The sequence below is a fragment of the Actinophytocola sp. genome, assembly GCF_036378875.1.
Lineage (GTDB): Bacteria > Actinomycetota > Actinomycetes > Mycobacteriales > Pseudonocardiaceae > Actinophytocola.
This window is the reverse complement of record NZ_DASUVO010000112.1, coordinates 17,393-37,511: the sequence shown is the minus strand read 5'-3', so window position 1 is coordinate 37,511 and position 20,119 is coordinate 17,393. Positions and strand designations below refer to the sequence as shown.

Below are 20,119 nucleotides of genomic sequence, written 5' to 3'. Positions count from 1 at the left end.
GCAGCCGATCCCGGAGATGAACACGATGTTCTCGCGTTTGAGACCCAGCGAGGGCAGGAACGACTGCATGGCGTTGAGCACCACGTAGTCACCACAGCCCGGACACCACCGGACCTCCTGATCCGACTTGAAATCCTTCGCCGTCAACTTGAGGTCAGTCACCATTAGGCCGCCTCCTCGTCCGCTCCGCGGCGCCGGAACGCTCCGCAGGCTCCGCTCCACCGGCGCCCTCCGCGGGCGAGCTGCCGGCCTGGATATCGATGGTTCGCTCCGCAAGCTCCGCTCACGCCGCCTCCGCGAGCGTCGTGCCGAGGTACTCGGTGAACACGTCCACCAACTCGGACTCCATGAACGGCGTGCCGGCCACCTTCGTGTACGAGACGGCGTCCACCAGGAACCTGGCCCGCAGCAACATGGCCAGCTGTCCCATGTTCATCTCCGGCACGATGACCCGGTCGTACCGCGCCAGCACCGCACCGAGGTTCGCCGGGAACGGGTTCAGGTGCCGCAGGTGTGCCTGCGCGATCGACCGGCCACGCTTCCGCAGCGCCCGGCAAGCCGCGCCGATCGGCCCGTACGTGGAACCCCAACCCAGCACCAGCACATCGGCCCGTCCGGACGGGTCCTCCACGTCGAGAGCCGGCACCTCGATTCCATCCACTTTGGACTGTCGCAGCCGGACCATACGGTCGTGGTTGTCCGGGTCGTAGGAGATGTCACCCTTGCCGTCCGCCTTCTCCAGCCCACCGATCCGGTGCTGAAGGCCAGGTGTTCCGGGGATTGCCCATTCCCGGGCGAGGGACGCGTCCCGCACGTACGGCCAGTGCTCGTCGCTGCCGTCCAACGCGTTCGGCTCGCTGGCGAACGTCACGCTCAGATCCGGCAGTTCGTCCACGGAAGGGATCAGCCACGGCTCGGAGCCGTTCGCGATCGCGCCGTCCGACAGCACCAGCACGGGTGTCCGGTACCTCAACGCGATGCGCGTCGCGTCGATCATGATCGCGAAGCAGTCGCCAGGGGAGTTCGGCGCGAGCACCGGCAGCGGCGACTCACCGTTGCGGCCGTACAACGCCTGCAACAGATCGGCCTGCTCGGTCTTCGTCGGCAAGCCCGTCGACGGGCCGCCACGCTGCACGTCGATCACCAGCAGCGGCAGCTCCGCCATCACCGCGAGGCCGATCGTCTCGGACTTCAACGCGATCCCGGGGCCGGACGTCGTGGTCACCCCGAGCGCGCCGCCGTACGCCGCGCCCAGTGCCGCACCGACACCGGCGATCTCGTCCTCCGCCTGCATGGTGGTGACGTTGAAGTTCTTGTGCTTCGACAGCTCGTGCAGGATGTCCGACGCGGGCGTGATCGGGTACGTGCCCAGGAACACCGGCAGCCCGGAACACTGCCCGGCCGCCACGATCCCGTAGGCCAGCGCCAGGTTTCCCGTGATCTGCCGGTACTCGCCGGGTGGGAACGACGCGGGCGCCACCTCGTAGGTGGTGGCGAACGCTTCCGTGGTCTCGCCGTAGTTCCAGCCGGCACGGAACGCCAGGATGTTCGCCTCGGCGATGTCCGGCTTGCGGGCGAACTTCTTCCGCAGGAAGCTTTCCGTGCGCTCGGTCGGCCGGCCGTACATCCACGACAGCAACCCGAGCGCGAACATGTTCTTGCAGCGCTCGGCGTCCTTCTTGGACAGACCGGTCTCGGCGAGCGCACCCTGGGTCAGCGTCGCCATGGCGACCGGCAGCAGCTGGTAGCGGTCGAGCGATCCGTCCTCGAGCGGGTTGGCGTCGTAGCCGACCTTCGTGAGGTTGCGCCGGACGAACTCGTCGGTGTTCACGATGACCGTGCCACCGGCCGGGACGTCCGCGATGTTGGCCTTGAGCGCGGCCGGGTTCATCGCGACCAGCACGTCCGGCCGGTCCCCCGGGGTGAGGATGTCGTCGTCCGCGAAGTGGATCTGGAACGAAGACACCCCGGGGAGCGTGCCCGCGGGTGCGCGGATCTCCGCCGGGAAGTTCGGCAACGTCGCGAGGTCGTTGCCGAACGCGGCCGACTCCGACGTGAACCGGTCACCGGTCAGCTGCATGCCGTCGCCGGAGTCACCGGCGAACCTGATCACTACCCGATCGAGCCTGATCACCGGTCCAGTGTGCGAAACCCGGCTGGAGCGACCCTAGAGACCGCGCTTCACCGACTCCAGCAGCATCTGCGACACGTCCCGGACCTGGACGTCCGTGCCCTTGTCCTCGCTCTGCCGCTGCACGAGCCCGTCGGTGACCATCACGCGGCAGAACGGGCAGCCGGTCACGATCTCCTTGGCGTTGGTGTTCAGCGCCTCGTCGACGCGCTCCAGGTTGATGCGCTTGCCGAGGTGCTCCTCCATCCACATCCGCGCGCCACCCGCGCCGCAGCACAGCGCCCGGTCGGCGTGCCGGGGCATCTCGGTGAGCGTCGCACCCGCGGCGCCGACCAGCTCACGCGGCGGCTCGTAGACCTTGTTGTGCCGGCCCAGGTAGCAGGGGTCGTGGTAGGTGACGGGGGTGCCGCCGTCGGCCGGCTTGACCGGGGTGAGGCGACCGTCGCGCACGAGCCTGTTCAGCACCTGGGTGTGGTGCATGACGTCCCAGTGGCCGTTCGTGCCCTCGAAGCTCGGGATCATGCCCTCGAGCTGCGGGTACTCGCGGGCGAGCGTGTTCATGCAGTGCGGGCAGGTGGTGATGATCTTGCGTTGGGTCGGCTCGCGGCCCTCGAACACGCCGTTGAGCATCTCGGCGGTCTGCTGGGCCATCATCTGGAAGAGGAACTCGTTGCCGGCACGGCGCGCGGGGTCGCCGGTGCAGCTCTCCTCGTTGCCCAGCACCACGTACTTCACACCGGCGATGTGCAGCAGTTCGGCGGTCGCCCGCACGGTCTTCTTGGCCTGGTCGTCGAACGAGCCGGCGCAGCCGATCCAGTACAGGTACTCGACGTCCGGGGCCAGCTCACCGTCGTAGACCGGGACCTCGAAGGGCAGGTCCTTGGCCCAGTCCATGCGCGCGGAGTTGTTCTGACCCCACGGGTTGCCCTTGTTCTCCAGGTTGCGGAACAGGGTGCCCAGCTCGGACGGGAACTCCGACTCGATCATGACCTGGTAGCGGCGCATGTCGACGATGTGGTCGACGTGCTCGATGTCGACCGGGCACTGCTCGACGCACGCGCCGCAGGTCGTGCAGGACCACAGCACGTCAGGGTCGATGACGCCCAGTTGTTCCGCGGTGCCGACGAGCGGGCGGGTGGCCTGCGCCGGGCTGTCGAGTGGAACACGGGCGGCGCCGGACTCCGGCACGTGGTGTCCGTTGCCCGAGGCGAGCGCCAGCACGTCGACGTCGCTGTGGTCGGGGATCTCCTGGCCGCCGATCAGGTACGGCGCCTTCGCGAACAGGTGGTCACGCAGGTCCATGATCACGAGCTTCGGCGACAGCGGCTTGCCGGTGTTCCAGGCGGGGCACTGGCTCTGGCAGCGCCCGCACTCGGTGCACGTGGCGAAGTCGAGCATGCCCTTCCAGGTGAAGTCCTCGATCTTGCCGCGGCCGAAGACGTCGTCATCGCCCGGGTCCTCGAAGTCGATGGGCTTGCCACCCGACTCCATCGGCAGCAGCGGCCCGAGGCCGTCGGGCAGCCGCTTGGTGGAGACGTTGATCGGCGCGATGAACACGTGCAGGTGCTTGCTGTGCAGGATGATGATCGTGAACGAGAGCATCACGCCGATGTGCGCGAGCAGCGCGAGGGACTCGATCCACTCGTTCGCCGTGTGCCCCAGCGGCTCCAGCAGCTCCCCGACACCGAGCGAGACCCAGGCGCCCGAGTCGTAGGGGAAGACGCCGACGGCCGAGGACGCGCCGCGGAACAGGAACATCGTCCAGATGACGTTGAAGATCATGAAGAGGATCAGCCACGCGCCGCCGGTGTGCGACCCGTAGAAGCGGGAGCCGCGCTCCTTCTTCTCCGGCGCGTTGCGGACGCGGATGACCGCGAACGCCACCAGCGAGACCAACACCATCACCGCGATGAAGTCCTGGGCGAAGCCGAGGACCGCCCAGCGGCCGATGAGCGGGATGTGGAAGTCCGGGTCGAACAGCGCGCCGTACGCCTCGAGGTAGACCGAGGCGAGGATGACGAAGCCCCAGAACGTGAACGCGTGCGCCGCCCCCGGGATGGACCACTTGAGCAGCTTGCGCTGTCCGAAGACCTCCCTGACCTGCGCCCACAGGCGGGCGCCGAGGTGGTCGAACCGGTCGACGGGCTGCCCCGACCTGATCAGTTCGAAGAGGAACTTGGCGCGGCGTGCGGCGAACCCGAGCACCACGAAGGTGATCAGGAGTCCGAGAATGAGTCGAACGACCACGATCTCTCCCGCATCCGGCGACGTTGGCTTGCAAGGCTGTCAGTCTTGCTTGTTACTCGCCAGTATTTCTGATCGCGTGATGAGTCGCGCAACGGGGTTGTGAAGTGGAGCACCTGTGAGGTGCGTGATCGAACATATGTATTGATGAGCGCCCCGGAAGGGGCGCTCATCTCACTGGTCGTTGGTCAGCATGCCCTCGGGGAGACCGGCGATCTCGATCTGGCGCCAGATGGAGCGCCAGTTCGGCTGTTCGTGGTAGCGCCGCAGCGCGGCGATGCCGCCCAGCCAGCCTGCCCAGCCCGCGTAGGGCGGGTTGGTGGGGTCGAACCCGCTCTGCACCAGGGTGAGCCGGGTCTTGCCGTCCGAGCCTTCCAGCTCCCAGCTGTCGACCATGCCGTCGGCGAACCGCAGCGTCGCCTTGCGGCCCGGCTCGAACTCGACGAACTTGGCCCCGCCGGGGTCCATCTCGAACCCGCCCATCGCGAAGCGGCCGCCCACATAGGGCTCGATGTCCACATAGGCGCCGAACCACGTGCGGAACACTTCCGGCCGGATCATCGAGTCGAACACCTGCTCCGGTGCCGCGTCGATGACGACCGACGCGCGCATCTCGCTCGACGTGAAGTCGACCTTCGGAGTCAGCTCACGGCCGACCAGATAGTCGGCCAGGTTGGCGATCGCCAGCGACCAGAACGTCTGCAGCGCGCCACGGGCACCGGCCTTGTCGGCGATCACGTCCTCGAAGCTGGGCAGGTCGGTCTGGCTCAGCGTGACCAGTGTGCCGTCCTCGTCGTCGTCCACTTCGAACTGCGAGGTGGTCTCCACACCGTCCACGGTCCATGCGAACCGGATGGTGCGCTCGTCCACGTGCAGCACGCGCTGGTGCGGCTCGGCACCGTCCGGCGTGTGGCGGCCCCAGAACTCGTACTTGCCGGGCAGGTCGACGTCGGCATGTTCGGCCAGCCAGACACGCAGCGCGGCCGGGTCGGTCAACGCCTCGTACACGACCTTCGGTGAGGCCGGAACGACCGCGCGCAGGCGCAGGTCAGGTTCGGTCATCGGGAACTCCCTTCGGACAGCAGGCGACGGCCAGCGTCTGCTGGATCCCGCGCCTCTCATTACAAAAATCAGTCTTTACGTGAAAGAACTTTTTGTCAATGGGGCGCGTGGCGAGACCGGGGTCATGCGGGGGTCGCGAGTGGACGGCGCGGTACTACGGGGTCAACACCGCCGCCGAATGCGGCGGCTGCCCGAACTCAGTGAACGCTTCCTTCAGGTGACGGCTGCCTGCTGCGGTTGAAGGCGAAGGCCAGGACGCCTGCGGGCAGGAGCATGATGATGCCGTACACGGCGCCCGGGATCGCCATCTCGGCGTTGTCCAGCAGGGTCGGGCTGAGCGCGATGGCGATCGCGATGGTGCTGTTGTGGACGCCGATCTCGAAGGCCGAGGCGATGGCCTGGCGCCGTTCGATGGCGAACGCACGCGGCACGAGGTAACCGATGGCGAGGCTCGCGACACTGAGCAGGAGCGCCACGAGCCCGACGTCCCGCAGGTACCCGAGGACGTTGTCGCGCTCCTGGTAGACGGCGACGATGATCACCGCGAGGAGCACGACGATCGAGGCGATCTTGACCGGCCCGCGCATGCGCTCCGCGAACGCCTCCGCCTTCCGCCGGACGAGCATGCCGACGCCGACCGGCACGAGCACGATCGCGAAGACCTGCAGCATCTTGGCTGGTTGGAGCCCGATGGCGTCGTCCCCGTCGAAGAAGCCGGCCAGCGAGAGGTTCACGACGATCGGCAGCGTGACGACGGCGATCACCGAGTTGATGGCCGTGAGGGTGATGTTGAGTGCGACGTCCCCTCTGGCGAGGTGGCTGAAGAGGTTCGCGGTCGTGCCACCGGGCGAGGCGGCGAGCAACATCATCCCGACGGCGAGGGTGGGCTCGAGGTCGAAGAGGAGGACGAGCCCGAGACACACGAGCGGCAGCACGAGCAGTTGACACCCGAGCGCCACGATCGTCGCCTTGGGATACTTGACCACCCGCGTGAAGTCGGTGACGGTGAGCGACAGCCCGAGTCCAAACATGATGATCGCGAGCGCGATCGGCAGGAACACCGTGGTCGCCGTCGACGAGTTCATGTGCGGAGAGTCACACCAACCGGGCGACCTGACAAGCGGCCAAAAGGCCCAAAGTGGACCAGGTGGGCGCCTCCGGCCCCCGGTTTCCAGCGTAACGGTGGGGACCGACAGTTCCGGCCTCGCGACGGACAAGAGGCAATAGTTCACCCGCCCAACCCGAGCGAAAGTCCCATTCGCGCGCCCGGGGGCCCCCCGATTTCCAGCCTACTGGCGGCGGCCGACAGTCCCGGGGCGCGGAGATCCACAACGGCGTGGTTGTCCACAGCCCGGCGGCTTGTCCACAGGCGACCCGCGACGCGGCCCGTTCTGTCGGTGCCCTGCCGTAGGCTGGTTCGAGGGGGCCGGAGGCCAGCCGGCCGCAGCGTCCAGCAGCGCAGTCGGGGTCATCCTCGCCAGCCGGCGACCAGCCGGCCGCTGTCAGGCGCGGGAGTCGATCAGCGCCGCCACCCCGTCCAGGATGCGCTCCAAGCCGAACTCGAAGCCGTGTCTCGCGTCGTACGCCGACTGGTAGGTCTGGCCCGCGATTTCCCCCACCCGCGCCGCGACCGGGTACTTCTCCGCGTCGAAGACCTTCTCCAGCAGCGGCGCGTAGGTCGACCACCACTCGGCGTCCGTGACACCCGTGTCGCTGGTCGAACGCGCGGCCTCGATCGCGGCGCGGGCCGTGCCCTGGACGTACACGCCGACCATGCTGACCACCGAGTCCATCTCCAGCTCGGTGAGGCCGATGCCGTCGACCGCGCGCAGGTCACGTTCGTAGATGGCGATGCTGGTCGGGCCAAGCGGCGGGCGGGACATGGCCATCACAGCCAGCAGCCACGGGTGGCGCTGGTAGGTGTCCCATGTCGACCTGGCGATGGCCGTCAGCTGCTCGCGCCAGCCGCCGTCCGGCTCCACCGGAGGCCCCGAGCCGAGCGCCCGGTCGAACATCACGTCGACCAGCTCGGCCTTGGACGGGACGTACGTGTAGAGCGACATCGTGCCGACGCCAAGACGTTCGGCCACCCGGCGCATGGACAGTGCGGCCAGCCCCTCGGCGTCGGCGATCTCGATGCCCACGCCGACGATCCGCTCGACCGTCAGGCCCTGTTTCGGACCGCGTGACTTCGGCGTCGGGCCCGTCCCCCACAGCAGCTCCATGCTGCGCACCGGGTCACCGCGGCCGCCGTAGTGCCTGGTCTCGTCATTTTTTGCCATCGCCGTAACATCCTAGAATCTCCGTACGATGTACGGTAGCGTCGATCAAAACTCCGTACATCGTACGCCAAGGAGGGTGAAGTGAGCCCGACAATCGTCGCCGAGGGGTTGCGCAAGCGGTTCGGCGACAAGACCGCGCTCGACGGCGTCGACCTGACCGTCGCCGCCGGCACCGTGCACGGCTTGCTCGGCCCGAACGGGGCCGGCAAGACCACGACCGTGCGCATCCTCACCACGCTGCTGAAACTCGACGCCGGCCGGGCGTCGGTCGCCGGTTTCGACGTCGGCCGGGAACCCGAGCGGGTCCGGGCGAGCATCGGTCTGGTCGGCCAGAACGCGGCCGTCGACGAGGCCCTGTCCGCACGGCAGAACCTCGAACTGTTCGGCCGGCTCTACCACCTGCCGGCCGGCGCCGCCCGGACGAGAGCCGCCGATCTGCTCACGCAGTTCGGTCTCGCGGACACCGGCAAGAAGGCCGTCAAACAGTACTCCGGTGGCATGCGCCGCCGGCTGGACCTGGCCGCGAGCCTCATCCTGCGGCCTCGCGTCCTGTTCCTCGACGAGCCGACCACCGGGCTCGACCCGCGTGGCCGCAACGAGGTCTGGGAGGCGGTGCGGGCACTGGTCCGCGAGGGCACGACCGTGCTGCTGACCACGCAGTACCTGGACGAGGCGGACCAGCTCGCGAGCGTGATCTCGGTGGTCGACCACGGCAGGGTGATCGCCGAGGGCAGCCCGGCCACGCTCAAGTCCCGCCTTGGCGGCGACCGGCTCGACGTGGTCCTGCACGACGCGGCCGAACTGCCCCGAGCCGCGCAGGTGGTGGCGAAGGTCGCCGGGAAGGAACCGGAGACCGATGCCGACAACCGGCGGGTCAGCGCACCGGTGACCGACCCGCTCGCCGCGTTGGCCGACGCGGTGCACGCCCTGCGCGAGGCGAACCTCGCGGTCGAGGACGTTGCCCTGCGCCGCCCGACGCTGGACGAGGTGTTCCTGCACCTCACGGGTAACAAGAAAGAGGGGGTGCCAGCATGAGCGGAGCTTGCGGAGCGAACCATCGAGCAGAGCGTCGATATCCAGGCCGTCACCTCGCCCGCGGAGGGCGCCGGTGTAGCGGAGCCTGCGGAGCCGTGAGCGGAGCTTGCGGAGCGAACCATCGAGCGCTGCGGCGCCACGGAGAGGGCGAGGGGGCGGCATGAGGTGGGCCTTTGCCGACGGGTGGACGATGACCCGGCGCGACATTCTGCATTGGCTTCGCGAGCCGGGGCCGGTCATCGTCAACCTGCTGTTTCCGGTGCTGATGGTCCTGATGTTCGGGTACCTGTTCGGTGGGGCGATGTCGGTGCCCGGCGGCAGCGGCGGGTACCGCGAGTTCGTCCTACCCGGAATGTTCGCCATGACGATGGCGTTCGGTCTCGAGGCGACCATGATCGCGGTCACCACCGACGCGGCGAAGGGTGTGACGGACCGGTTCCGTTCCATGCCGATGGCGCAGTCGGCCGTCGTGGTCGGCCGGGCCGGGGCGGACATGGTGAACTCCACGCTCGGGTTGGGCGTGATCATGTGTGCCGGTCTGGTGATGGGATGGCGGGCGCACAACGGGTTCGCGTCGGTGCTCGGCGCGGTCGGGTTGCTGCTCCTGCTGCGGTTCGCCTTGCTGTGGCTGGGAATCTACCTTGGACTCGTGATCAAAGGGCCGGAAAGTGTGGTGGCGGTGCAAATCCTGGTCTGGCCGGTCACCTTCCTGTCCAACACGTTCGTCGCGCCCGGGACGATGCCTGGCTGGCTCGGCACGATCGCCGAGTGGAACCCGCTGTCGTCGACGGTCGCGGCAACCCGTGAGCTGTTCGGCAACCCGACCTGGGGCGCGGACTCGTGGGTGGCGGAACACGCGCTGCTGATGGCGCTCGCGTGGCCGGTGCTGCTGATCGCGGTCTTCTTTCCCTTGTCCGTCCGCCGATTCCAACGACTGAGCCGATAGGAGAGTAGATGACCGAGGCCGAGTTGCTCGCGCTGCATCTCGTGGCGCGTGGGCGGTTGCTGCCCACGGTGACCGAGGACGGCTACGCCGCGTGGCGGGTCGGGCCGCTCGATCCGTCCGATGTGGAGCGGATGCGCCGGCTCGGCATCACGCGCGAGCAGCTCGACCTGGTCGGCGACCGGCTGGCCCGCGAACCCGGTGGCACCACGCCGTTCGCTGACCCGGTCCCGCATCTCGTGCCCGAGTTGCGGGACTGGGCCGCCGCCATCGCGAAGGAGCAGGACCCCGCGGTCCGCGTTTCGTTGCGGGTGGAGGCAACCGAGGACTTCAGCACGTTCACCGTTGTGCCACAGGTGCACAACATGACCGAACCGGGGGTGGTCGCCGACCTGGTGGACTATCCGGAACGGCTCGACGCGATGGTCGCGCTCCGGCACGCCGCGCGGGTCTGGGCGCCGCTCACGCGGTTGCTCGAACTGGCCGTGCCGGACGCGCTGGAGCTGTCCGACGAGGAGGTGCGCGACCTGCTCGGCGACGGCGGGCACGCGCTCGCCGCCGCCGGTGTTCCCGTTTACTGGCCACGGGAACTGGATCGGAGCGCCGCGGCGACCGCGGTGGTCGGCGGCGACGAGCTGCCGTCCTTTTTCGACGGTCTGCTCGACTTCTCCTGGCAGGTCACGCTCGGCGGTGAACCGTTGTCGGCGGCCGAAATGGACTCACTCGCCGAGGCGCACCGGCCGGTCGTGCGGCTGCGGGACCGGTGGACGCTCGTCGAACCGGATCTCGTCCGCAAGGCGCGGGAACGCACGCTGAAGCCGCTCACCGCGATCGAGGCGCTCGGCGTCACGCTGACCGGTCGGGCCGAGGTCGAGGGCGAGTGGGTGCCGGTCGCGCCGAGCAGGCCGCTGGAACTGTTGCGGGAACGGCTTTCCGTGCCCGAGGACGTCCAGCAGCCCGCCGCGTTGACCGCGACGCTGCGGGACTACCAGCTGCGTGGGCTGCGGTGGCTGGCCCGCATGACCGAGACGGGCCTTGGCGCGTGTCTCGCCGACGACATGGGACTGGGCAAGACGATCACGCTGATCGCCCTGCACCTGCACCGGGGCGCCGGCCCGACGCTGGTGGTGTGCCCGGCATCGCTGCTCGGCAACTGGGAGCGGGAGATCCGCCGGTTCGCTCCCGGCGTCCCCGTGCACCGGTACCACGGCAGCGAGCGATCCATCGTGGACGGCGGCGGTTTCGTCCTGACGACCTACGGCACGATGCGAATCGACGCCGACGAACTGTCCACAGTGCCCTGGGACCTCGTGGTGGCCGACGAGGCGCAGCACGTCAAGAACCCGCGCTCGGACACGGCCCGCGCACTGCGTCGCATCCGGGCGAACGCACGGGTCGCGCTCACCGGCACCCCGGTCGAGAACAACCTGTCCGAGCTGTGGGCGATCCTCGACTGGACCACACCGGGACTGCTCGGCTCGCTGAGCGAGTTCCGGACACGGTGGGCGCAACCGGTCGAAGCAGGCGATCCCGTCGCGGCGGACCGGCTCGCGAAGCTGGTGCGGCCGTTCCTGTTGCGGCGCCGCAAGTCCGATCCCGGCATCGCACCCGAGCTGCCGCCGAAGACCGAGACCGACCAGCCCGTCTCCCTCACCCGCGAGCAGGCGGGGCTGTACGAGGCGGTCGTGCGCGAGACCATGGCGGGCATCCGGGAGACCACCGGCATGCGACGGCGCGGCCTGGTGTTGAAGCTCCTGACCGCCCTCAAGCAGGTCTGCAACCACCCCGCGCAGTACCTCGGCGAGACGGACACGCCGCTGTCCGGGCGCAGCGGCAAGCTCGAACTGCTCGACGAGCTGGTGGACACGATCCGCGCGGAGGGCGGCGGGTTGCTCGTGTTCACCCAGTACGTGGCCATGGCGCGGCTGCTGGCGCGGCACCTGGGTGAGCGCGGGGTGCCGGCGCAGCTCCTGCACGGCGGCACACCCGTGCGGCAGCGCGACGAGTTGGTGCGTCACTTCCAGGAAGCGGCGGAGCCACCCGTGTTCCTACTGTCACTCAAGGCCGCCGGCACCGGATTGAACCTCACGCGTGCCGACCACGTTGTCCACTATGACCGATGGTGGAACCCGGCCGTGGAAGCGCAGGCGACCGACCGGGCCTACCGGATCGGACAGGACAGACCGGTGCAGGTGCACCGGCTCATCGCGGAAGGCACGCTGGAGGACAGGATCGCGGCGTTGCTGGAGTCCAAGAAGGAGCTTGCCGACGCCGTACTGGGCGAGAAGCCCGGTGAACTCACCGAACTGACCGACACCGAGCTGGCTGAGCTCGTCGAGCTGAGGGGGATGCCATGACAGCAATCGGATTTCCGGCGTTCCCCGTCACAAAACGGAAGCCCGGCCGCTTCGCCCGCACGTGGTGGGGCGACGCTTGGTTGCAGGCTTTGGAGGACACCTCGCTCGACCTCGCGCAGCTCAAGCGGGGCCGCAAGTTCGCCTATGCCGGGCTGGTCGGCCCGATCACGGTGAGCGCCGGCCGCATCGCGGCGCAGGTGACCGGTGACGACGGCCAGGTCCACCACACGGTGGTGCTCGTGGATCGGCTGTCCGACGCGCAGTGGCGGCGGTTCCTCGACGAGGTCACCGCCAAGGCCGGCCACATCGCGGCGTTGCTCGACCGTGACATGCCGCATGATCTGGTCGAGGCCGCATCGGACGCGGACGTGCCGTTGCTGCCCGGGATCGGCGATCTGCAACCGGAATGCGACTGCGAGGGCTGGGAACTGCCGTGCACGCACGCCGCCGCCCTGTGCTTCCAGGCGGCGTGGCTGCTCGACGCGGACCCGTTCGTGCTGCTGCTGTTGCGTGGCCTCGGCCAGGACGAGCTGACGGAGGAACTGCGCCGCAGGGCCGAAGCGCGCCAGAGGCCCGCACCTGCCGTGACATCCGCGCCGGAACCGCTTCCACCGCTGGGGCCGGTGACCGGGCCGCCGCGTGTGCTGGTCGTTCCACCCGCGCCCGGAATTGACCCCGCGGAACTGGCGGCGGTTGCCGCGCGAGCCGCGGAACGGGCCAGAAAACTGCTCGATGCGAGAGAATCCGCTACGGAAGGTGATGTTACGACAATGTTTGCGCGCGTTATGGGAGCGTGACACCACCCACAGGTGGTGACCAGGTGAATCCGGAACGTACCTAACCTTAATAACCGTGAAAGCTGGGAAAAACCTGAGAAGGAAATTCGCAAAGCCTCGCCTACCTGCCCACCAGTGATCCCCTACCACACGGGAAATCACGCGGTCTGACCACGCCTGGGGTGGTGTGAACCACTCGGTCGGTGTCAGGATGCTTTGTGCCGGGAGTGCATCCCGGCCTGATCGTGACGAACCAACACTGGTTACCGAGAGACACGATCGCCGATGGCAACTGCCGGGGATGGCCCCCGACATCACGGCAGCACGCAGAAAGGCTCCGCATGACCTGGGCACGACACGCCAGCCCGACCCTTGAGCAAGGCCGCTTCGCGGAAGCACGGGCGAGCGAGAAGCAGCACTACGCGATCCAGAACCGCAAGGCCGCCCGCACTGTGGCATGCCACGCGGCCGACCCGCAGGACTGCGCGAACCTCCTCGCGATGCTCGGCCTCGACCAACTCGACGAGAACGGCGCCATCAGGGTGCCGACGGTCGACTGAGCGAGTAGTCAACCACCCCGTCCACAGTGGACGAGCTGAGATCACCACGAACGACCAGAACATCCAGGTGAGCTGCGGTTTCCCCGGCCGCGAGCGTCTGGTTGAACAGGTCTAGTTCGTCGAACCGGCGGCGCCGACGAGTCCACCCCAGCCGCCGTGCCGCCTCGTACGCCGTGCCTGCTCCATCGCGCACGACGTCGAGGGTTTCGGCGAGCCGCTCCTCGTGGTGTGCCAGCAGCTCGTCCACACGGGCGTGTGTGCTCGGTGCGACCGGCCCGTGAGCCGGTAGAAGTCGCAGGTCCGGGTAGGCACGCACGAGGCGGAGGCTGTCGAGGTAGTCGCCGAGTGGCAGCTTGGCGGGCTCGGGCTGGAACCCGATCGACGGCGTGATGTGCGGCAGCACGTGATCGCCCGAGAACAGCACGCCTGCCTGCTCGTCGACGAACACGACGTGCCCCTGCGTGTGGCCGGGTGTCGGCAGCGCGACGAGGGTGCGGTCACCGAGCTCGATGGTGGTCGTGCCGTCGAGCCACTCGTCGGGTTCCTCGTAACGTTCGCCGGCCCTGCGGTCGCCCTGGCCGAAGGTGTCCGACCACTGCTGGACCAGCGGGGCCGCGCCCCAGCGGACCATCTCGCGGGCCTGCCCGTCGAGGCGACCCTCCATGGTCCGCTCCAGCGACGGCTGCTCGCCGATGCCGAGCGCCACCTTGCTGCCGTAGACACGACGCAGCGAGAGGGCAAGCGTGTAGTGGTCGCGGTGGATGTGGGTGACGAGAAAGCGCTGGATGTCACCGAAGTCGTGGCCGATGCTGCCGAGCGCCTGCTCGAGCTGCTTCTCGGCCACGTCGAGGGCCCACCCGGAATCGATCATGACGAGTGAGTCGCCCACCTCGATGGCGTAGACGTTCACCGCGCGCAGCCCGTCCATGGGCAGCGGAAGCGGGATCCGGTGGACACCTGGCGCGACCTCGAACGCGCCGGGTTCGAGCCACCCGTGCCGGTCGTCAGCCATGGCCACCTCCTCGTTAGCTAACCAAACTTAGCAAATCCCGGTTCACTTATTGTTCCTGTGTGACATGATCCCCACATGACCGGCTGGGCGGGCCTCACGCCCACGTTCGCGTGACGGAAGTCGCAGCGACACCTGCTGGAACAGTGCTCGCACGTCACCGACCAGCGCTGGCACCTGTGCGCCCCACCCGGCTCCGGCAAGACCCTGGTCGGACTCGAACTGGCCCGCCGGCTCGGCGGTCGCACGCTGGTGCTGTCGCCGACAACCGCGATTCGCGACCAGTGGCTCGGGGCGACGGCACTGTTCGGAGCCGAGCCGCGGACCTTCGCCAGCACCGACCTCGCTCGGCCGGCGTGGCTGTATTCCGTCACCTACCAACTGCTGGGCAACCCCGGTCAGGCGGAGCGGGAACTGCGGGACGCCGCCCGGCGACTGTGGCTCGCCGAGGTCGCGGAGCGGGCCGGGGACTCGGCGGCGGACCGGGTCGCGGTGGTCGAGCGGGACGAACCGAAGCGCGCGAAGCGGGAACTCAACCGGCACGTTCGGGTGTTGCGTCGATCGCTCGCCTCCGGCGAGGACATCGGCCTCGCGCCGGACCAGCTGCTCGGGCCGGGCACCGCCGAACTCATCGACCGTAATGCCGCGCTGGAGATCACCTGCCTGGTCCTCGACGAGTGCCACCACCTCCTGGACTGGTGGGCGCTCGTCGTGCGGGCACTCGTGGAGCGGCTGGACTCCGCGGCCGTCATCGGGCTCACCGCGACGCTGCCGGATCCCGGCACCGCGCGGGAGGAACTGAACTACACCGGCCTCCTCGGTCCCGTCGACGCCGAACTGCACCTGGCGGCCATGGTCGCGGAAGGCGGGATCGCGCCGTGGCGGGACGGCCTCCACGTCACCGGGCTCGACCCGGACGAGGCCGCGTTCCTCGACTCGTGGGCGACGTCGTTCGGTGAGCGCCTCGACGCCGTGCTGCTCGGCGAACCGTTCATCGAATGGGCGGTCGCGCGGATCGAGACCGCCGACCGGAACCTCTTCTAAGACAGCGACCCGCTCGTCGCGGCGGCCACCGCCCGGTGGTGGAGCGCACGGGGAATGGCCTTGCCGGAAGGCTTTGTCCCACCGGAGGAAGCGGGCGGCGCACTGACCCTCGACGACCGGCTCGTGCTGGTCGACGCCTGGCTGCACGCGCCTGAGGCGGTGCTCCCGGCGGAGACCCGCGAGGAGACGCTCGCGGTCCTGCGGCGGCACGGGATCGCGGTCACCACGGCAGGTCTGCGGTGGACGCGGTCCGTCGCGGACATCGTGTGCTCGCGTTCGAGTGCCAAGGGCAGGGCCGCGGGCGAGGTCCTGAGCATGGAGGCGAAGTTACGCGGGGACGCGCTGCGGGCGCTCGTCGTGGTGGAACGCGACCGCGCGACGAGCCCGCCCGCGGCCGTCCGTGCGTTGGGCGAGGACTCGGGGACCGCGGCGAGGGTGCTCGCGGCCGTGTGTGAGGCCGGTGCGGTGGTGGAGCGCGGCGTCATCTGCGTGACGGGCCGGGGTGCGTGGTGCGACGCGCTGAACGCCGAGCGCGTGCTGAGCGCCATCAACGTATCCACTGAGGACGGACGCTGGGTTGTGGCGACGGGCTGCGACATCCCGGCCGTGGTGGAGCTGTCCGTCGCGGCACGGCGTGGGGACCCGCGCACTGGCTGCGGGCCGCGCGCGCCGTGCTCGAGGACGGCGCGGCGCACACCCTGGTCGCGACCAGGGGTCTGGTCGGCGAGGGCTGGAACTACCCGGGACTCAACGTGCTGGTGGACCTCACCGAGGTGGCCAGCCCGACCGCGATGACACAGCTGCGTGGCCGGGCGTTGCGCATCGACCCGGACGAGCCGGCGAAGGTCGCGTCGTTGTGGGACGTGGTGGTCGCGCACCCGACGGCGCACGGCAACTGGACCCGGTTCCGCCGCAGGCACGCGCGCTGGTGGGGTCCGGACTGGGACGGCGCCATGGTGACCGGTGCGCGCAAGGTGCACCCGCTCGCCACGACAGCGGCACCGCCGCCGGCCCACCTGCACGACGCGATGAACCAGGCGAGCGCGGCTCGGCTGTCCGATCACGCCGGCACGTCGCGGATCTGGGCCGAGTTGGACGCGGACGGGATCGCCACGAGCGAGCTCCGCTTCCCGGCGCGACGCGGCCGGCGCGGGCAGGTGCGCACGCGCGGCGCTCGGTGGCGGCGTACTGGGGTGGGCGCCGCGGTCCTCGGCGGCGCGACGACCTCCGCCGTCACGCTGGCCGCACAGTTTCCCGTGGCGGTCGCCGTCGCCGGGTTCGTCGCGGTCGCCGCGGGGGTGCTGGGCGTCGTCGGCCGCGGCAGGGCACGCTCGCGGGAAGACACCGCCCGGTTGCTCGGCGATGCGGTGGCCGCGGGCCTCACCGCCGCCGGGTACCGGGACCTGGGTGCCGCGCAGGTCACCGCGAAGGCCACACCCGACGGCGTGACGACGGTGATCCACGGTGTCGACGACGACATGGCCCGGCTGTGGGCCGACGCGTTCGAGGAGCTGGTCGGACCACTTGGGACGCCGCGCTGGCTGCTCACGGCCGGAGATGCCGCGTGGCGGGTACCGAAAGCGGCCTCCACCAACAAGCTCGAGGCGGAGTGGTTCGCATACGCGTTCCGCCAGCGCGTCCCCGGTACCCGGCTCGTCCGCGCCGGGACGCCGGAGGCCACCGAACTCACGCTGCGCGCCGCCCGCGAGCGGCCGGGCGAGGTGGTCCGCGCACCCTGCGCTGGGCCAACCGGACGTGACGGCTACAACTTGGTCTGAACCACTTGACGCCGGATGGTCTAGACCACATAGTGTGTCCGGGATCTGACACGGGCGCTCACCCCCCGAACTCGGAGGAGAACTATGGCGGGGTTTCGATGGCGCCTTCCGGTACTACTGGTCGCCGTCCTGGCGACCACGATCGGCCTGCTCGCGGCGCCGGCCCAGGGCTCGGAGCCGTCTTCGCATCCACGCGCGACCGCGAAGACACTCGGTTACTTCATCCAGTGGGGCGTCTACGGACGCAACTACCACGTCAAGAACATCCGCACGTCGGGCTCGGCCAACAAGCTGACCCACATCAACTACGCCTTCGGCAACGTCACGGACGGCCAGTGCGCGATCGGTGACGCCTACGCCGACTACGACAAGTTCTACGACGCGGCGTCCAGTGTGGACGGCACATCGGACACATGGGACGCCGGCGCGCTGCGCGGAAACTTCAACCAGCTGCGCAAGCTCAAGAAGCTGTACCCCAACCTGAAGGTGCTGTGGTCGTTCGGCGGCTGGACCTGGTCCGGCGGATTCGGGCAGGCTGCGCAGAACCCGGCCGCGTTCGCCGAGTCCTGCTACAGGCTCGTCGAGGACCCGCGCTGGGCCGACGTCTTCGACGGCATCGACATCGACTGGGAGTACCCGAACGCGTGTGGCCTGGAGTGCGACACGTCCGGGTACTCGTCCTTCAAGAACGTGATGTCGGCGCTGCGTACCCGGTTCGGCTCCAGCAACCTGGTCACCGCCGCGATCACCGCCGACGGCACCCCCGGCGGCAAGATCGACGCGGCCGACTACGGCGGCGCGTCCCGGTACGTCGACTGGTACAACGTGATGACGTACGACTTCTTCGGCACCTGGGCGACGAACGGGCCCACCGCGCCGCACTCGCCGCTGTACTCCTACAACGGCATCCCGGCGCAGGGCTTCTACTCCGACTCGGCCATCCAGAAACTGAAGAGCAAGGGCGTTCCCTCGGCGAAGCTGTTGCTGGGCATCGGGTTCTACGGTCGAGGTTGGGCCGGGGTCACCCAGGCCGCACCGGGCGGCTCGGCAACCGGAGCCGCGCCAGGCACGTACGAGGAGGGCTTCGAGGACTACAAGGTGCTCAAGACCAGCTGCCCGGCCACCGGAACGGTCGCTGGCACCGCGTACGCGTTCTGCGGTGACCAGTGGTGGAGCTACGACACCCCGTCCACGGTTCGGGGCAAGATGTCGTACGCCCTCAACCAGGGTCTCGGTGGGGCGTTCTTCTGGGAGCTATCCGGCGACACGTCGAACGGTGAGCTTCTTGCCGCCATGCGCAATGGGTTGAAGCGCTAACGCTGCGTGCTTTTGGTGCCCGTGGAGTGTGGCCCCGATCGGGTCACTGCTTCGCGGGCACCTTGCGCGGAGTGGACGTCTCGAGTGCGACACGCCTCGATGGGGTGAAACCTTTGCTCGTCAAGGGATATCGTCATGGCGGGTCGGTACTATCGAATGCGTGATCGAAACTGTCGGATCGTCGGTAGACGCCATGTCGCCGGCCGAGCTGCTCGCCGAACTGCGGGCGGTCGAGCTGGCGCGCGGCCGCCTGGACGCGCACGAAATCCGTGTCCTCGCGCGGTTCTCCGCGCTGCGCACGGATCCCGACGCCAGCACCGACTACGCCGCCGACGAGATCGCCGTCGAACTCGCGCTGACACCGGTCGCCGCCGCACGTCGACTCGGCACCGCGGTGGCCATGGCAGAACAGTTGCCGGACACGGTCCGCGCGCTGGAACGCGGTGATCTGGACCGGGAGAAGGCGACCGCGATCGTCGAGCACACCCGTGTGCTCCCGCCGGACAAGACCGCGATGGTCGAGGCCTCGGTGCTGAAGTTCGCGCCAGGCCGGACGGTCCGCCAGATCCGGGACAAGCTGGCCAGGGAGATCCTCAAGATCGACCGCGACGGCGCCGAAGCACGACGGCAAGCTGCCGCCGAGCACGCGTTCGTGCGGCTCCGGCCCTGCCTCGACGGCATGGCCGAACTTCTCGTCTACGACCGTGCCGAAAACCTCCGGCCGATCTACGACCTACTCACCGCGGCGGCCCGAAGCGCCAAGGCCGCCGGCTGCCGCACCGGTATCGAAATACTGCGCACCAAGGCACTCCACGACCTGGTCCTCGGACCCGACCGGGGGCGGGTGGTCACCGAGTTCCGCGTCACCATCCCCGCCAGCGCCCTGGCCGGCGCCAGCCGACAGCCCGCGGAGATCCACGGCTACGGCCCCACCACGATCGAGACACTCCACGAGTTGGCCGACCACAACACCTTCTGGCGGCGCATCGTCACCGACCCGATGACCGGCACGGTCCTCGACATCGGTCGCCGGCGACGACACACGAACGCCCTCGGCGAACACGTCCGCACGCGCGACAAAACCTGTGTGTTCCCCGGCTGTCCACGACCCGCCGAGGACTGCCAGATCGACCACACCACCGACCACGCCCGTGGCGGCCGCACCACCGCGGCGAACCTGGGCGCGCTCTGCCAACACCACAACCTGATGAAACGGGAAACCGACTGGCAACTCCGGCAAGTCTCACCAGGACACTTCGCGTGGACCTCGCCGACCGGCACCACCCACGAAGTACATCCCGAGCCATTGACCGAGCCAGATGATCGAGATCCACCGTGATGACCGCACCAGCAGCGAGCCGCCGCCGAACGGGCAGGTGTTTACCAACCCTGCCTGCGGTCCACCACGTCCCGGTACGTCTCGGCGAGCGGGTTCCGGCCCGGTCGCACCACGACGACAGCACCGAGCAACCCGAGCAGACCACCGATCGCGAGCACGAACGTCTGAGACACAAGACCGATCACGAAAGCGAGACCTGACACGAGACCGACGATCCAGCGGACGGCCATCATTCCCCCAAC

General features: G+C 69.0%; 16 protein-coding genes and 1 pseudogene. 9 read left to right on the top strand and 8 right to left on the bottom strand.

What is annotated here, in order from left to right:
• From VF106_RS33360 to VF106_RS33335, 6 genes and pseudogenes are all read right to left on the bottom strand, one after another.
• A pseudogene (locus VF106_RS33360) lies at positions 1-165 on the bottom strand (2-oxoacid:ferredoxin oxidoreductase subunit beta); the annotation flags it as partial.
• Between the two features lie 118 nt (positions 166-283).
• Positions 284-2,134, bottom strand: a complete 1,851-nt coding sequence (locus VF106_RS33355; protein WP_330843897.1) for a 2-oxoacid:acceptor oxidoreductase subunit alpha — start codon at positions 2,132-2,134, stop codon at positions 284-286.
• A 33-nt stretch (positions 2,135-2,167) separates the two neighbouring features.
• Positions 2,168-4,378, bottom strand: coding sequence for a heterodisulfide reductase-related iron-sulfur binding cluster (locus tag VF106_RS33350; protein WP_330843896.1), 2,211 nt, complete (start codon positions 4,376-4,378; stop codon positions 2,168-2,170).
• 171 nt (positions 4,379-4,549) lie between these two features.
• Positions 4,550-5,437, bottom strand: coding sequence for an SRPBCC family protein (locus tag VF106_RS33345; RefSeq protein WP_330843895.1), 888 nt, complete (start codon positions 5,435-5,437; stop codon positions 4,550-4,552).
• Positions 5,438-5,634: 197 nt separating this feature from the next.
• Positions 5,635-6,522, bottom strand: coding sequence for a bile acid:sodium symporter family protein (locus tag VF106_RS33340; RefSeq protein WP_330843894.1), 888 nt, complete (start codon positions 6,520-6,522; stop codon positions 5,635-5,637).
• 417 nt (positions 6,523-6,939) lie between these two features.
• Positions 6,940-7,719 (bottom strand): TetR/AcrR family transcriptional regulator, encoded by a 780-nt coding sequence (locus VF106_RS33335; protein WP_330843893.1) that lies wholly within the window; start codon positions 7,717-7,719, stop codon positions 6,940-6,942.
• Between the two features lie 81 nt (positions 7,720-7,800).
• Here VF106_RS33335 and VF106_RS33330 point away from each other — a divergent pair, with 81 nt between their 5' ends.
• From VF106_RS33330 to VF106_RS33310, 5 genes are all read left to right on the top strand, one after another.
• Complete coding sequence (locus tag VF106_RS33330; RefSeq protein ID WP_330843892.1) at positions 7,801-8,754, top strand: efflux ABC transporter ATPase subunit, DrrA-related; 954 nt, start codon at positions 7,801-7,803, stop codon at positions 8,752-8,754.
• 160 nt (positions 8,755-8,914) lie between these two features.
• A complete protein-coding gene (locus tag VF106_RS33325) occupies positions 8,915-9,700 on the top strand; it encodes an ABC transporter permease (protein ID WP_330843891.1) in 786 nt (261 codons plus the stop codon).
• Positions 9,701-9,708: 8 nt separating this feature from the next.
• Positions 9,709-12,054, top strand: a complete 2,346-nt coding sequence (locus VF106_RS33320; protein WP_330843890.1) for a DEAD/DEAH box helicase — start codon at positions 9,709-9,711, stop codon at positions 12,052-12,054.
• Complete coding sequence (locus tag VF106_RS33315) at positions 12,051-12,851, top strand: SWIM zinc finger family protein (RefSeq protein ID WP_330843889.1); 801 nt, start codon at positions 12,051-12,053, stop codon at positions 12,849-12,851. The genes VF106_RS33320 and VF106_RS33315 overlap by 4 nt, the downstream gene beginning before the upstream one ends.
• Positions 12,852-13,171: 320 nt before the next feature.
• Positions 13,172-13,390, top strand: coding sequence for a hypothetical protein (locus VF106_RS33310; RefSeq protein WP_330843888.1), 219 nt, complete (start codon positions 13,172-13,174; stop codon positions 13,388-13,390).
• Here the strand turns inward: VF106_RS33310 and VF106_RS33305 are convergent.
• A complete protein-coding gene (locus tag VF106_RS33305; protein WP_330843887.1) occupies positions 13,368-14,402 on the bottom strand; it encodes an MBL fold metallo-hydrolase in 1,035 nt (344 codons plus the stop codon). The genes VF106_RS33310 and VF106_RS33305 overlap by 23 nt on opposite strands.
• 132 nt (positions 14,403-14,534) lie before the next feature.
• Between VF106_RS33305 and VF106_RS33300 the strand changes: the two genes are divergently transcribed.
• The 4 genes from VF106_RS33300 (at position 14,535) to VF106_RS33285 (ending at position 19,877) form a co-directional block, all read left to right on the top strand.
• A complete protein-coding gene (locus VF106_RS33300) occupies positions 14,535-15,443 on the top strand; it encodes a DEAD/DEAH box helicase family protein (RefSeq protein ID WP_330843900.1) in 909 nt (302 codons plus the stop codon).
• A gap of 671 nt (positions 15,444-16,114) precedes the next feature.
• Complete coding sequence (locus tag VF106_RS33295) at positions 16,115-17,221, top strand: hypothetical protein (RefSeq protein ID WP_330843886.1); 1,107 nt, start codon at positions 16,115-16,117, stop codon at positions 17,219-17,221.
• A gap of 84 nt (positions 17,222-17,305) precedes the next feature.
• Complete coding sequence (locus tag VF106_RS33290) at positions 17,306-18,538, top strand: glycoside hydrolase family 18 protein (protein WP_330843885.1); 1,233 nt, start codon at positions 17,306-17,308, stop codon at positions 18,536-18,538.
• Between the two features lie 160 nt (positions 18,539-18,698).
• Positions 18,699-19,877 carry an HNH endonuclease signature motif containing protein gene (locus tag VF106_RS33285; protein ID WP_330843884.1) on the top strand — a complete coding sequence of 393 codons (1,179 nt, stop codon included), beginning with the start codon at positions 18,699-18,701 and terminating at the stop codon, positions 19,875-19,877.
• Between the two features lie 41 nt (positions 19,878-19,918).
• On the opposite strand, the gene VF106_RS33280 is transcribed toward VF106_RS33285, so the two are convergent.
• On the bottom strand, positions 19,919-20,080 hold the full coding sequence (locus VF106_RS33280; RefSeq protein WP_330843883.1) for a hypothetical protein: 162 nt from the start codon (positions 20,078-20,080) through the stop codon (positions 19,919-19,921).
• Between the last annotated feature and the right edge of the window lie 39 nt (positions 20,081-20,119).